Source organism: Dyella sp. M7H15-1 (genome assembly GCF_004114615.1).
Classification (GTDB): Bacteria; Pseudomonadota; Gammaproteobacteria; order Xanthomonadales; family Rhodanobacteraceae; genus Dyella_B.
The window spans coordinates 1,603,391-1,618,130 of record NZ_CP035300.1; the positions used below are offsets into that span (position 1 = coordinate 1,603,391).

The 14,740-nt window shown below is 59.7% G+C and carries 11 protein-coding genes and 1 tRNA gene; all 12 read right to left on the reverse strand.

Annotation, left to right across the window (positions count from 1 at the left end; genetic code table 11):
* Positions 1-4: 4 nt before the first annotated feature.
* The 12 genes from EO087_RS07535 to EO087_RS07590 all read right to left on the reverse strand — a co-directional run bounded on the left by EO087_RS07535 (position 5) and on the right by EO087_RS07590 (position 14,642).
* The gene (locus EO087_RS07535) at positions 5-1,072 is read right to left on the reverse strand and encodes a class III poly(R)-hydroxyalkanoic acid synthase subunit PhaC (protein ID WP_128898329.1); all 1,068 of its coding nucleotides are present in this window, start codon (positions 1,070-1,072) and stop codon (positions 5-7) included.
* Between the two features lie 9 nt (positions 1,073-1,081).
* Entirely contained in the window at positions 1,082-2,122 is a 1,041-nt protein-coding gene (locus tag EO087_RS07540) for a poly(R)-hydroxyalkanoic acid synthase subunit PhaE (RefSeq protein WP_164931796.1), read from the reverse strand.
* Positions 2,123-2,230: 108 nt separating this feature from the next.
* Entirely contained in the window at positions 2,231-4,336 is a 2,106-nt protein-coding gene (pnp, locus tag EO087_RS07545) for a polyribonucleotide nucleotidyltransferase (protein ID WP_128898331.1), read from the reverse strand.
* 9 nt (positions 4,337-4,345) lie between these two features.
* Positions 4,346-4,615 (reverse strand): 30S ribosomal protein S15, encoded by a 270-nt coding sequence (gene rpsO / locus EO087_RS07550; protein WP_128898332.1) that lies wholly within the window; start codon positions 4,613-4,615, stop codon positions 4,346-4,348.
* Between the two features lie 144 nt (positions 4,616-4,759).
* Entirely contained in the window at positions 4,760-5,719 is a 960-nt protein-coding gene (truB, locus tag EO087_RS07555) for a tRNA pseudouridine(55) synthase TruB (protein ID WP_128898333.1), read from the reverse strand.
* 27 nt (positions 5,720-5,746) lie between these two features.
* Positions 5,747-6,121 (reverse strand): 30S ribosome-binding factor RbfA, encoded by a 375-nt coding sequence (rbfA, locus tag EO087_RS07560; protein ID WP_128898334.1) that lies wholly within the window; start codon positions 6,119-6,121, stop codon positions 5,747-5,749.
* Between the two features lie 128 nt (positions 6,122-6,249).
* Positions 6,250-9,054 carry a translation initiation factor IF-2 gene (infB, locus tag EO087_RS07565; protein WP_128898335.1) on the reverse strand — a complete coding sequence of 935 codons (2,805 nt, stop codon included), beginning with the start codon at positions 9,052-9,054 and terminating at the stop codon, positions 6,250-6,252.
* A 127-nt stretch (positions 9,055-9,181) separates the two neighbouring features.
* Positions 9,182-10,687 carry a transcription termination factor NusA gene (gene nusA, locus EO087_RS07570; RefSeq protein WP_128898336.1) on the reverse strand — a complete coding sequence of 502 codons (1,506 nt, stop codon included), beginning with the start codon at positions 10,685-10,687 and terminating at the stop codon, positions 9,182-9,184.
* 58 nt (positions 10,688-10,745) lie between these two features.
* Entirely contained in the window at positions 10,746-11,273 is a 528-nt protein-coding gene (rimP, locus tag EO087_RS07575; protein WP_128898337.1) for a ribosome maturation factor RimP, read from the reverse strand.
* A 240-nt stretch (positions 11,274-11,513) separates the two neighbouring features.
* Positions 11,514-11,590: transfer RNA gene (locus tag EO087_RS07580), tRNA-Met, on the reverse strand.
* Between the two features lie 88 nt (positions 11,591-11,678).
* The gene (gene nuoN / locus EO087_RS07585) at positions 11,679-13,121 is read right to left on the reverse strand and encodes an NADH-quinone oxidoreductase subunit NuoN (protein WP_128898338.1); all 1,443 of its coding nucleotides are present in this window, start codon (positions 13,119-13,121) and stop codon (positions 11,679-11,681) included.
* 12 nt (positions 13,122-13,133) lie between these two features.
* Complete coding sequence (locus tag EO087_RS07590; RefSeq protein ID WP_128898339.1) at positions 13,134-14,642, reverse strand: NADH-quinone oxidoreductase subunit M; 1,509 nt, start codon at positions 14,640-14,642, stop codon at positions 13,134-13,136.
* Positions 14,643-14,740: the final 98 nt, after the last annotated feature.

Below are 14,740 nucleotides of genomic sequence, written 5' to 3' on the forward strand. Positions count from 1 at the left end.
GCGATCACGTGCGGTCACGCAGCCATTGGTGAATGGCGGGCGCGACTTCGCGTTGCGCACGGCCCGATACATAGATACCGATATGTCCGCCCTTGAACGCAAGCTCGGTGTAGTCCGTGGTGCTGACATGGCGCCCTAGCGGCCTGGATGCATCCGGCGGCACTAGATGATCCTGGGTGGCGTAAATGTTGAGGATGGGCTGGGAAATCATGCCCAGATCCACCGGCTGCTTACCGATTTGCAGATCGCCCTTGATCAGCTTGTTCTGCTGGAAGAATTCCTTGATGAACTGGCGAAACGCTTCGCCAGCCTGATCGGGTGAATCGAAAATCCAGCGTTCCATGCGCAGGAAGTTTTTCAGTTCGTTGGGATTGTCGAGGATGTCTACCATGCTGACGTACTTCTGCTGATTCAGGCGCAATGGCTTCAGCATCAGGTACACCCAGTTCATCAGTTCGGCCGGGATATTGCCCATGGCATCGACAAACAGGTCCACGTCCATGCTTTGCACCCATTGTGAAAGCATGTTGTCCGGGGTGCGGAAATCCACCGGCGTCACCATGGTGATCAGATTTCTCACCTTTTCGGGGTGCATGGCGGTGTAGCACAACGAGAACGTGCCTCCCTGACAAATGCCGAGCAGATTGATCGCATCCAGGCCGTGGCGCTTGCGAATCACATCGACGCAGCGATCCAGATAACCGTTGAGGTAGTCATCCAGCGTCAGCCAGCGATCCGCGCCGTCGGGATAACCCCAGTCGATCAGATAGACGTCTTCGCCCTGAGCCAACAGGTTGCGCACCAATGAGCGGTCATCCTGCAGGTCGGTCATCCACACGGTGTTGACCAGCGCGTACACGATCAGTGTCGGCACTTTCGCTGTAGGCTTGTTGCTGCCTTTCATGTGCCACAGGGTGAGCTTGTCTTCGCGATAGATCTCTTCGCGCGGGGTGTTGGCGTATTCCTGCTCGCCCAAACCACGCAAGTTCTGTGCGCCAGCCGCCAGCTTGCGCTGGAACGTAGCCATTTCGTTGAAAGCCTGCTGTGGATCGATGTGCAACGGTATATGCATGGATGATCCTTACTTGCGCTTGCCCGAAGCGGAACGTGCGGTTTTAGCGCGCGGTGTTGCGGCTGGCTTACCGATGATCGCCCGAACCTTTTCTCCAGCCTTGGAGGCTGCCAGCTTATGCTTGAGTTCGGCGATCTCAGCCTGCAGCGCGTCGACTTCAGACGTATCCACCTGAAACTCCTGGTGCTTGTGCGCCTGCATGTCGCGACGCAACTGCTGCACACGCTGACCAAGGCTGTGCACTTCGCTTCGAGTGGGAATACCCAGTTCGCGGCACATCTGTTCGGTCTGTTGTTGCTGCAGTTTGCGTACTTGCATCTGCGCATTGACCATGGCGCCGAATACGTCGCGGTATTCATCGGACAGGGCCATTTTCGAATAGGCGTCTTCCATCGCATCGACCCACAGGTCATACAGCGCCTTCATGGAATCGAGCTGCTTGCCGGGTTCTGCGCACTCGGTGAGCATGTCCTGCAAGCGTGCAATGCCCTGCGTATTCACTTGTTGCAATAGCGCCTGATAACGGGCGCTGATCTGCATGTATTCCTGGATAGCCGCGGCCAGGGCCTGCTGGTCAAGCTGCATTTCGCGCGTGAGGCCGAAGGCCGGCAGACTGGGCGCGGTGCCCATGCTGGCAATGTTGATGTTGCCCATGCCGTTCATGCCAGCTCGCTGCATCGCCTGCAACCAGGATTGCCATTGATGTTCAAGACCAAAGGCGGAAGGGCTGTCTATGCCCGCCACCATCTGGGCGAACGGCTGGGTGAAGCCGGTCAGGAAGGGCTGCATGGTAGCCGACTGCTGCCAGTTACCCATCATTGGCCCCCACCCAGCCACGCCGGCACCGGCACCGGCGGCTTGCTGAAGCCAGCTCCCATACGCTTTGAGGCTCGAGAGACTGCGGGTGAGCAGGTCGTCATTTTGAGTGGCGGTGGGAATGCTAAAAGGAGCGGTAACCCCAGGCTGTTGCAGATAACGCATCCAGGCATCCCAGGATTGCTGCGCAAAAGCCTGGTAGTCCCTTAAAAAATCCTTGCTATGGTCCGACATGCCTGCACCCTCGAAAGGAACCGACATCGTACCAAATTGAACCGTGCAGAAATGAAAACGCCCGGCTACAGAAGCCAGGCGTTTTCGATGATCAACGCGTCGGAAAACTCAGGCGCTGGCGCCTTCGTCCTCGGTGACCGCCTTCATCGACAGGCGGATACGGCCCTGCTTGTCTACTTCCAGCACCTTGACCTTGACAATGTCGCCTTCCTTGAGCTTGTCGGAAACCTTCTCGACGCGCTCGTTGGAAATCTGCGACACGTGCACCAGGCCGTCCTTGCCCGGCAGAATGGTCACGAACGCGCCGAAATCCATCAGCTTGGCAACCTTGCCTTCGTAGATACGGCCCGGCTCGACGTCGGAAACGATCTGGTCGATGCGCTTTTTCGCCTCTTCGGCGGCCAAACGGTTGACCGAGGCGATGACCACGGTGCCGTCGTCGCTAATGTCGATGGTGGTGCCGGTTTCCTCGGTGATGGAGCGGATGGTGGCACCACCCTTGCCGATCACTTCGCGAATCTTGTCCGGATGGATCTTGATGGTGAGCAGACGCGGCGCGTATTCGCTCATTTCCGAACGCGGCGTGCTGATCACCTTGGCCATCTCGCCCAGGATGTGCAGACGACCACGCTTGGCCTGCTCCAGCGCCAGCTTCATGATTTCTTCGGTGATGCCCTCGATCTTGATGTCCATCTGCAGCGCGGACACGCCTTCAGCGCTACCAGCCACCTTGAAATCCATATCGCCGAGGTGGTCTTCGTCACCCAGGATGTCGGACAGCACGACGAAGTCGTTGTCTTCCTTCACCAGACCCATGGCGATACCTGCCACCGGCGCCTTGAGCGGCACGCCAGCGTCCATCATGGCTAGCGAGGAACCGCACACCGAAGCCATCGAGGAAGAGCCGTTCGACTCGGTGATTTCAGACACCACGCGCAGCACGTACGGAAATTCTTCCATGCTGGGCTTCACGGCCTGCACGCCGCGCTTGGCGAGACGGCCGTGGCCGATTTCGCGACGCTTGGGCGCGCCGAAGCGACCGGCTTCACCGACCGAGAACGGCGGGAAGTTGTAGTGGAACAGGAAAGGATCCTTCGACTCGCCTTCCGGCGCATCGATGATCTGCGCATCGCGCGCCGTACCGAGCGTGGCCACGACCAGTGCCTGGGTTTCGCCGCGAGTGAACAGCGCCGAACCATGCGTACGCGGCAGCACGCCCACGCGCACGCTGATCGGACGGATGTCGTCCAGCTTGCGGCCGTCGATACGCACCTTGGTCTTCAACACGCCGTCGCGCATGGTGCGGTATTCGATGTCGGCAAACGCGTTGCTGATATCGAGGTCGGACCAGCCGCGCGTTACGGCGGTTTCGGCGATGCCGGCCTTGATGTCGGCCTTGAGTGCGGAGATCGCATCGCGGCGTTCCAGCTTGTCGCGGATCGCGAAAGCCTTTTCCAGGCGGTCGCCGAGGATGCTGTTGATGTCGCTGAACAGCGCGTCGTTGCGCACCGGAGCGGTCCATGCGAAAGCCTTGCGGCCGGCGTGGGCGACAAAGTCGCTGATGGCCTGGACCGCCGTCTGCATCTGTTGGTGACCGTATATCACCGCGCCCAGCATGACTTCTTCGCTGAGCAGCTTGGCTTCGGACTCCACCATCAGCACCGCGTTGGCCGTACCGGCGACGACCAGATCCAGGTCGGAGGTCTTCAGCTCGGCAACGGTCGGGTTCAGCAGGTACTTGCCGTTCGCATAACCCACGCGCGCCGCGCCGATCGGGCCCTTGAACGGAATGCCGGCCAGGGTCAGCGCAGCGGAGGCGCCGAGCATGGCGGGGATGTCACCGTCGATTTCCGGATTCAGCGAGACCACCTGAGCGATGATCTGCACTTCGTTCTTGAACTCTTCCGGGAACAGCGGACGCACCGGACGATCGATCAGACGCGAGGTGAGCGTCTCCTTCTCGGTCGGGCGGCCTTCACGCTTGAAGAAACCGCCCGGGATACGACCGGCGGAGTAGAACTTCTCGACGTAGTCGACGGTGAGCGGGAAGAAATCCTGCCCTTCTTTCGCCTTGGACGCAGCCACCACGGTAACGAGCACCACGGTGCCGCCCATGCTGACCATGACGGCGCCTGAAGCCTGGCGGGCGATTTCGCCCGTCTCCAGTGTGACTTCGTGATTACCGTACTGGAATGACTTGGTTACTTTCGCCATGAGATTTGATTACCTGCGCAAGCCGAGACGTTCGATCAAAGTCTGGTAACGGCCCAGATCGCTGCCCTTCAGATAGCCGAGCAGACGCTTACGCTGGTTGACCAGCTTGAGCAGACCACGACGCGAGTGGTGATCCTGTTTGTGGGTCTTGAAATGATCGGTGAGGTGTTCGATGCGGGCGGACAGCAGGGCGACCTGCACTTCCGGCGAACCGGTATCGTTCGGCTTACGGCCGAAGTCAGCAATGATCTTGCCGGACTGTTCTACGGTGAGGGACATGAGTATCTCTTCCTATAAAAGCGGATGCGGAACTTGCGCAACGTCACCACCCGGATGGCGTTGCGCAAGCTCCGACAGTTGGACAAACGTACTGAATCAAGAGAGTTATTGTAGCGAGCCTGAGCGCATTGCAACAAGACCATGTTAAAGATGGCTTTCTTGCTCGCTCTCTGGTTCAGACCGAGGGAGGTTGAAGCCGCGCAGAATGCGTACCCTGCCCTGCTCGTCGCAATCGACCAAGGCGAGCAGGCGGCCGTCATGGGCAAAAGCGACGGAGCGCCCCCTGTGGGCATCACCAGGCCACTCAATCTGGCGTCCATGTGAGACGGCTCGGCTAGCTTGCGGGTCGAGATGTAGGGGTGGCAGGTCGGAAACCCCCGCTGCCAGCGGCAATACGAGGCGATTCAGTACTTCTTCCCCTTGTTTTGCAGCATCGCGAAGCTGATCCAGGGTGACCATGGCCGGCTCGCGGAACGGGGCGACCCACACGCGGCGCAGCGCCGTCAGGTGCGCGCCACAACCCAGGCTTTCTCCCAGATCCACGGCCAGGCTGCGGATATAGGTACCTGAGCCGCATTCCACGTACAGGGTAAGGGTGTCCGGGGTACGGGACACCCGTTCAAACCGATCAACCTCGACCTCACGCGGAGAAGCCTGAACGAATTCTCCGCGCCGAGCCTTTAGATACAGCGGCTCGCCGTCCTGCTTGAGTGCCGAATACACCGGAGGTACCTGAATAATCTTCCCGCGCAGCGAAGCCAGCGCGGCCTCGATAGCCGCGTCATCCAACGCAGGCACTGGCCTCCGTTCGAGCACTTCGCCCTCAAGATCTGCCGTAGTGGTCGTCATGCCCAGACGGCACTCAGCGACATAAGCCTTGCGCGAACCAAGCAAACTGCCGGCGATCTTGGTGGCCTCACCGAAACACAGCGGCAACAGCCCGGTAGCCAAGGGGTCTAGCGCCCCCGTATGGCCGCCCTTGGCAGCGCGCAGGATCGCCAAAGCCATTTGCAATGCCTTGTTCGAGCTCAATCCCAGCGGTTTATCGAGCAGCAGTATGCCGTGCAGGTCACGTGCACGGGGACGTTTTCGGCGACGACTCATAGTGAATGCAGAAACGTTTGCGAAAACTCAATCGTCGTTATCATCAGCCACGGGACCGGGCGAATCCTGACGCAGCAGATGCTCGATGCGCTCGCCCTTGTCGACCGAATCATCGTACTTGAAGCGCAGCTCCGGCACTCGGCGCAGGCGCATCTGGCGCGAAAGCGTTCGGCGGAATTCTCCTGCTAGCTCGTTGAGTACCTTCACGACCTCTTTGGACTGGGTCGGCAGCAAGGCCGTCACCCAAACGGTAGCCCAATCCAGATCACGTGTCACTTCCACGTCCGATACGCTACATGATGGCAAGCCGTGATCGCGCACGGCAGCATGCACCAAAGTGCCGATCTCGCGGCGGAGTTCGGCGCCGACGCGGTCTGTGCGTTTGAAGTCGCGGGAGGGCATAGATGAAAGCCGGGAATCGTTAATCGTTAATCGGGAATAGTGAAAAGCGGAAACTCCGAAACAAAACGAGAATCATGCGGGAATCGCTTTTAACGATTGACGATTCCCGCACGTTGTAGCGCCATGCGCTACAACGTCCTAGCCACTTCGATACGCTCAAAGCACTCGATCTGGTCACCCACTTTCACATCGTTGTACTGCTTCACGGCGATACCGCATTCCATGCCGTTGCGCACTTCGTCGACGAGGTCCTTGAAACGGCGGAGCGATTCCAGTTCGCCCTGGAAGATCACAGTGTTGTCACGCAGCACGCGGATCGGCTTGCTGCGCTTGACCGTGCCTTCCACGACCATGCAACCGGCCACGGCACCGAACTTGGAGCTGCGGAATACATCGCGCACCTGCGCGACGCCGATGATTTCTTCGCGCACTTCCATGCCCAGCAGACCGGATGCTGCCTGCTTCACCTGATCGATCACGTCATAGATGATCGAAAAGTAGCGGACATCCAGACCCGCGGTATCGATCACCTTGCGTGCCGAAGCATCCGCACGAACATTGAAGCCGATGACCAGCGCCTTGGATGCAGCCGCCAGCGTGGCGTCGGACTCGGTGATGCCGCCGACGCCGGCTGCAATCACGTTCACCTTCACGTTGTCGTTGCCGATCGTGCTCAGCGACTCGCGCAGGGCCTGTACCGAACCCTGTACGTCAGCCTTGACCAGGATGTTGAGTGTTTGCTGCTCAGAGCCCTGGCCCATCTGCGCCATGATGTCTTCAAGACGGTTGGCCTTGCTGACCATGCGCGTTTCGCGACGCTTGAGCTGGCGCTCGGCCGCGACTTCACGTGCCAGGCGCTCATCCGCCACCACCACGAAGTCATCACCGGATTCCGGCACGCCGGACAAGCCCAGTACCTGCACCGGAATGGACGGACCGGCCTCCTGGACAGTCTTGCTGGTTTCGTCGACCAGCGCGCGCATACGGCCGTACTCGATACCGCACACAACGAAGTCGCCACGCTTCAGCGTACCCTGCTGCACCAACACGGTAGCTACCGGGCCACGACCGCGGTCCAGGCTCGATTCGATGACCACACCCGACGCGGCGCCATCCTTGACTGCGGTCAGTTCCATCACTTCGGCCTGCACGGAAATCGCATCGAGCAGATCGTCGATACCCATACCCGTCTTGGCCGACACCGGCACGAACGGCGTGTCGCCACCCCACTCTTCCGGAATCACCTCGAGATTGCCGAGACCCTGCTTTACGTTGTCCGGGTTGGCGTCGGACTTGTCCATCTTGTTGACCGCGACAATCAGCGGCACCTTGGCAGCACGCGCATGTTGCACGGCCTCCTTGGTCTGCGGCATGACGCCATCGTCGGCAGCCACCACCAATACCACGATATCGGTGGACTGTGCACCACGTGCACGCATGGACGTGAACGCCGCGTGGCCTGGCGTATCGAGGAAGGTGATCACGCCCTTGGGTGTTTCCACGTGATACGCACCAATGTGCTGGGTGATGCCGCCCGCTTCGCCCGCCGCCACCTTGGTACGGCGGATGTAGTCGAGCAACGAGGTCTTGCCGTGGTCGACGTGGCCCATGATGGTGACCACCGGCGGACGCGCAAAGCGCTCGCCTTCGAGCTCGGCACTCTGCGTATGAGCGGCCAGCGCCGCCTCGGCACCCTGATCGCTGGCTTCCACCGTCTTGTGGCCGAGTTCTTCCACCACCAGCACCGCAGTGTCATGATCGATGGTCTGGTTGATGGTCGCCATGACACCCATCTTGAACAGCGCCTTGACCACTTCCGAGCCCTTCACGGCCATCTTCTGGGCGAGTTCGGCCACCACGTTGGCATCGCCCACCACCACTTCACGCACAACCGGCGCAGTGGGACGCGAGAACCCGTGTGTGCCGCTGGCTGCCGGTGAACCACCCGCACGCGGTATGTCACGCGCAGCACCCTTGCCTGGCTTGCCACGCTTACTGGAACGGCGCGCACGATCGGCTTCGGACAGATGCAGTTCACCTGCGGCAAAACGCTTGCCGCCTGGCACATCGTCGCGATCACGAACGCCGTGGCGTGTCTTGCCGCCACGACCATCCGCTCCCCCGCTCGACGCGGGTGCAGGAGTCGACGCGGGTGCAGGAGCCGGCGCCGGAGCGGCAACCGGCTTCTTTTCACGTTTGCGCGGCTCATGGATGCGCGGAAGGATCATGCCCAGCGAATGCTGGTCAATGCGCTGCACTGGCGGCGCTAGCGGCTCGAGCGCGCCCCTCAAGTCCGGTTCGGCTGACGCAACCTCAACTTCTGCATCGCCATCAGCGTTCGTTTCTTCGACAACGCGCAGCTGCGCCTCGGCAGCTGCGGCCGCCGCTTCTGCGGCGGCCGCAGCCTCCTGGCGCACACGCTCTACCTGGGCTTCGCGATGGGCTTCTTCCTCGGCACGCTGGCGCGCTTCTTCCTGGCGACGCCGCTCAACGCCGACGCGCTCGTTTTCTTCATGCTCGCGCTGTTGCTGCGATTCGTGCAATTTGCGCAGCGCATCTTCGCGTTCCGTATCCGCACTCGCTTCCTCGGCAATCACGCTGCGTTTGACATAGGTGCGCTTGGCGCGCACTTCCACGTTCACCGTTTTGGCGCTGCTCTGCGTGCCGCGACCACCTGGCGTAGCGACTTTCAATTCGCTGATCTTGCGGCGCTTCAGGGTGATCTGCCGCGGCGAGGAATCTTCCGTCTCGGCGGCCACGTCGGCCTTGCCGTGCGTGCGACGCAGGAAACCCAACAGCTTCACCTTTTCAGTGCTGCTGATGACTTGCTCCGGATCGGAGAACTTCATGCCCGCTTCGCCAAGCTGCGTAAGCAACCTGTCCACTGGCATACCCAGAACCTGGGCAAGTTGTTTGATTGTGACATCCGACATCGTGTTCTTTCTCCGCCGTTCCCGCGCTTATCGTCCGTACAAAAATACTTTGCACGGTTACCGCCATCCTTGGTGGAAACCCCGAAGGGTTCCTCGGCACGCTCATCCCGGGCGTGACCGCCCGCGGTTAGCCGCCCTTCTCCAGCTTTGCGATCATCGGCGCACGTGCGGCCATGATGAGTGCTGCAGCACAGTCTTCATCCATGCCGTCGATATCGATCAGGTCATCAACCGCGAGGTCGGCCAGATCGTCCACCGTCACTACGCCGCGCTCGGCGAGTGCATAGGCGGTGGCTTCATCCATGCCATTCAGTTCAAGCAGTTCCTGCGACGGTTGGTGCTCGTCCAGGTTTTCTTCCACGGCCAGGGCCTCCGTCAGCAGCGAGTCGCGAGCACGTGCGCGAAGCTCCTCGACGATGTCCTCGTCGAAGCCTTCGATCGCCAGCAGCTCGGCGCTTGGTACGTAGGCAATTTCCTCGACGCTGGAGAAACCTTCCTGCACGAGGATATTGGCAATTTCCTGGTCCACTTCCAGCTTGTCCATGAAGAGCTGGCGAGCGGATTCCTGCTCCGCTTCGCTCTTGGCTGCAACCTGATCCTGAGTCATCACGTTGAGCTGCCAGCCGGTCAGCTTGCTGGCCAGACGCACGTTCTGCCCACCGCGTCCGATGGCTTGGGAAAGCTTGTCCTCCGACACGGCGATGTCCATCGAGTGCTTGTCTTCATCCATGATGATGGATTGGACTTCGGCCGGAGCCATGGCATTGATCACGTATTGGGCCTGGTTTTCGTGCCACAGGATGATGTCCACGCGCTCGCCGTTCAGCTCGTTCGACACGGCCTGCACACGCGAACCACGCATGCCGATGCAGGCACCGATAGGGTCGGTGCGACTGTCGTGAGCCACGACGGCAATCTTGGCGCGATCGCCGGGATCACGAGCGCAACCCTTGATTTCAACCAGTCCCTGGCCGACTTCCGGCACTTCCAGCTTGAACAGTTCGATCATGAATTCCGGCGCGGCGCGCGAGACGAACAATTGCGGACCGCGCACTTCGGAGCGCACTTCCTGCAGATAGCCTCGCACACGGTCGCCGACGCGATGCGATTCGCGCGGAATGGTCTTGTCGCGAGGAATGAACGCCTCAGCGTTGCCGCCCAAGTCGAGGTAGATGTTGCCGCGCTCGACGCGCTTGACGATGCCAGTGACCAGCTCGCCCACACGATCCTTGAATGCATCCACCACCTGCTGGCGCTCGGCTTCGCGCACGCGTTGCACGATCACCTGCTTGGCAGCCTGCGCGGCGATACGGCCGAATTCGGCGTTTTCGATCTGCTGCTCGATGTACTCGCCGATGGCGGCATCCGCACGCTCATCGACGGCGTCCATCAGGCGCAATTGATGGAACGGCGATTCCATCTCGCCGTCGTCTGCGATGATTTCCCAGCGACGAAAGGTTTCATAGTCGCCGGAGGCACGATCGATGGAGACACGGATATCCGGATCTTCATCCGGGTAGCGCTTCTTGGCAGCCGACGCCAAGGCAGCTTCCATGGCCTGGAAGATCACGTCACGCGGCACGCCTTTTTCATTGGCAACCGCATCAACCACCAGCAAAAGCTCTTTGCTCATTGCAACCACTCCGTGAACGCCACCTGGCGCTCCATCGACAGATTGACCAGTTCAATACTCATTTCTTCTTGCCCGGTTTGCGACCACCGGGTTTGGGCTGCGGCACGTATCCGAGCGCTGTCCAGTCCGGCACGATGCGCGCGCTTTCCACTGCGTCGTGCCCAAATTCAAACATCTTGCCTTCCGCTTCCAGTGCGATCTGACTGCCTTCCACCGAGGCTACCTTGCCGCGCAGGCGGCGGCGGCCTTCCAGCGGCGCCTTCAACAGCAGTTTCACTTCCTTGCCGACGACCTTGGCAAACTGCTCGACAGTAAACAGCGGGCGATCGATGCCCGGCGAGGAGACTTCCAGTACATAGTGACCGGGAATCGGGTCCTCAACGTCGAGCAGCGCCGAGAGCTCGCGGCTGGCCACTTCGCAGTCATCGAGCGTAACTTCACGCCCTTCCCCGCTCTTATCCGCAATGTCCAAATACACGCGCAACGTACTTTGCCCTTGCGAAGGGCTGAATTCCACCCCGAGACATGCCAGCTGCAAATCAGCCAGAGCCTCGGTAAATCGTTGCGCGAGTGCTTGCGTATCCATGTATTGTGAGCCTGTTTATGGTCTCTGCGTAACCCGCGCAGAGACCATAAACAGGCCCACTGCACCATCAGAAACAAAAAATGGGCTCAAGCGGCCCATTCCCTTATCTCGCCGATGTACTGACTCTTCCAGGCTCTTTCCCTACACCTAATCATTGCCATTATGGCCCAATAAAGCGCATCGCATCCTTGCACCCAACAAAAAAGCCTCGCTAGGAGGCTTTCTTGTCTAAGAAAGATCTGGTAGCGGGGGCAGGATTCGAACCTGCGACCTTCGGGTTATGAGCCCGACGAGCTGCCAGACTGCTCCACCCCGCATCAGAGTTTGAGAATTCTAGCGATATGGTCGAATTCTTGCAAGCTTGAAATGGGCTCTTTCTCGTTTCACAAGTACGAAACACTCACCTCAACCCGCAAAAGCCTGCTTGCACCAACCCAGCAACGGGCCCCAGTACACACCCAGCACAAGCAGCACCAATGCATTCACCGACAACGCCACACGCAGGGTGAAATCCGGCTGAAGACGCACAGCAGTGCCTTCCACCGGCTTGTCGAAGTACATCACTTTCACGACGTGCAGGTAGTAGTACAAGCCGATGATGGCAAACACCGCACCAACGATCGCCAGCCACATCATGCCAGCGTGGATAGCAGCCTGCAGCACTAGCAACTTGGCGAAGAAGCCGAACAGCGGCGGCACGCCTGCCAGCGAGAACAGGCATAACATCATCAGGAAAGCCATCCACGGTGAACGCTGGTTCAGGCCCTTGAAGTCATCGATTTCTTCGCATTCGAAACCAGCCCGGCTGAGCGCAAGAATCACACCGAAAGCGGCGGTCGACATCAGCGCATAGCTGATCGCATAGAACATCGCCGAGGAATAACCTTCAGGCCCTGCATTGACCAGACCCAGCAGCAGATAACCCATGTGAGAGATGGTCGAGTAAGCGAGCAGACGCTTGAGGTTGGTCTGCACGATGGCAACCAGGTTACCCACGGCGAGCGACAGCACTGCCAGCACGGCAAGCATGAGCTGCCACTGATGGGCCATATCGCCCATACCCGTGGCCAGCAAGCGGAAGGCCATGCCAAAAGCAGCCAGCTTCGGCGCCGAACCGATGAACACGGTCACGGCGGTCGGCGAGCCCTGGTAAACGTCCGGAATCCACATATGGAACGGTGCGGCGCCCAGTTTGAACGCAATGCCGATGATCATGAAGATCAGGCCGAACACCAGCAGATGCGGCATCGCGCTGTACGGAATGGCTTCATGCAGTTGCATCAGATCAAGCGTACCGGTAGCACCGTACACCATCGACATGCCATACAGCAGCATGCCTGAGGCTAACGCACCCAGCACGAAATACTTGATGGCGGCTTCTGACGACAGCTTCGAATCACGGTTCAGCGCCACCAATGCGTACGACGAAAGCGTGAGCAATTCCAGACCCAGATAGATCATGATCAGGTTGCCGGCCGACACCAGCAGCATCACACCGATCACTGCAAAGATCATCAGCGTGTAGAACTCGCCGATGAAAAGCTTGCGATCACTCAGGTACGGCTTGGCATAGATGAATACCAGAACAGTGCTCAGCAAGGCAAAGACTTTAAGGATCTCAGCCACACCATCACGGATGAACATGCCATTGAAGGCTTTGACTGCGCCATCAGGCTGATGCGCAACCACCAGATAGATACAAACGACCAGCACAAAGATGGATGCCCAGTGGATAGTGGTAACACGCTGGTTGTCTGGCAGGAAGGCATCCGCCAGTAGGAGCACACACGCCGCGGCCACCAGATAGAACTCCGGTACCATGATGAGAATGTCGTTAAAAGTCGGCATGTTCGCTCTCGATCAGACCTTGTGAATGGCCAGCAACTGGACGAGCTGCGTAACCGAGCTGTCCATCAGATGGGTCAGCGGTTCGGGCCAGACGCCGACGATCAGCACCAGCGCGGCGAACGCGCCTAGCACGATAGTCTCGCGCCCATTGATATCCTTCATCTCAGCTACGTGGGCGTTAGTGACATCGCCCCACAGAACGCGCTTGACCAGATACAGCGTGTAGGCCGCGCCGATGATCAGAGTGAAGGCGGCGAACAGCGCAATCCATGGATTGGCGCTGAAGCTGGCCAGGATCACCATGAACTCGCCCACGAAACCGCTGGTGCCCGGCAGGCCGCAATTGGCCATGGCGAACAACACGTAGAAGAAACCGAACCACGGCATCACGTTGATCACGCCGCCGTAATCCTTGATCAGGCGAGTGTGCATGCGGTCGTACAACACGCCAATGCAGGAGAACATCGCACCCGAGACGAAGCCGTGCGAAATCATCTGCACCATCGCACCCTGCATGCCAAGGCGGGCGGCATTGGTATTGCCCTGCTCGCGCACCAGCATGAAGGCGATGAAGATACCCAGGGTGACGAAGCCCATGTGCGCCACGGACGAGTACGCCACCAGCTTCTTCATATCCTCCTGCACTAGCGCGACGTAACCGATGTAGACCACGGCGATCAAGCTCAGCAAGATCACCAGCCAAGCGAACTGCGCGGACGCATCCGGTACGATCGGCAGGCTGAAACGTAGGAAACCGTAACCACCAATCTTCAACATGACTGCCGCCAGCACCACCGAACCGCCGGTCGGCGCTTCCACGTGGGCATCCGGCAACCAGGTATGCACTGGCACCATGGGCACCTTCACCGCAAACGCGATCAGGAAGGCGAAGAACAACCAGCTCTGCTCGGTCAGCGTGAGCGGCAGCGTCGCGAGAGTGTGCAGATCCCAGGTGCCCGCCTTCAGGTACAGATAGATCAGGCCGATCAGCATGAAGATCGAGCCCAGGAAGGTATAGATGAAGAACTTCAGGGTCGCATAGACGCGGCGCGGGCCACCCCAGATGCCAATGAGGATGAACATCGGAATCAGCATCGCCTCGAAGAACACATAGAACAGCAAGGCATCGGTGGCGCAGAACACACCGATCATCAGGCCTTCGAGCACCAGCATGGCAGCCATGTATTGGTGCGGTTTGTCCTGGATCACTTCCCAGGCGCCGATGATGACCAGGATGCCCACAAAGGTGGTCAGCAGGATCAGAGCCACCGAGATGCCGTCGACAGACAACGCATAGTGCACGTTGAGCGCGGAGATCCACAGATGGTTTTCGGCCAACTGCATGCCGCCCGCATCCGCGTTGTACTGCGGGATCAAGTACAAGCTGACGGTAAAGGTGAGGATGGCCACCAGCAAGGATAGCCAGCGGGCCGTGTTGGGCCGGTCCGAACCGGCCAGCAGGACAGGCACCGCGCCTGCGATGGGCAGCCAGATCAGCAGGCTGAGCAGATGATTGAACATGAAGCCCTTCCCCTCAGTGCCCGTTTAGGGTCTTGGCGTAGCCCGCGTTGTCACGGTGCGTCCGCCAGGTGGTAGTGTGCGGCGCAGCGCTTGCCTGG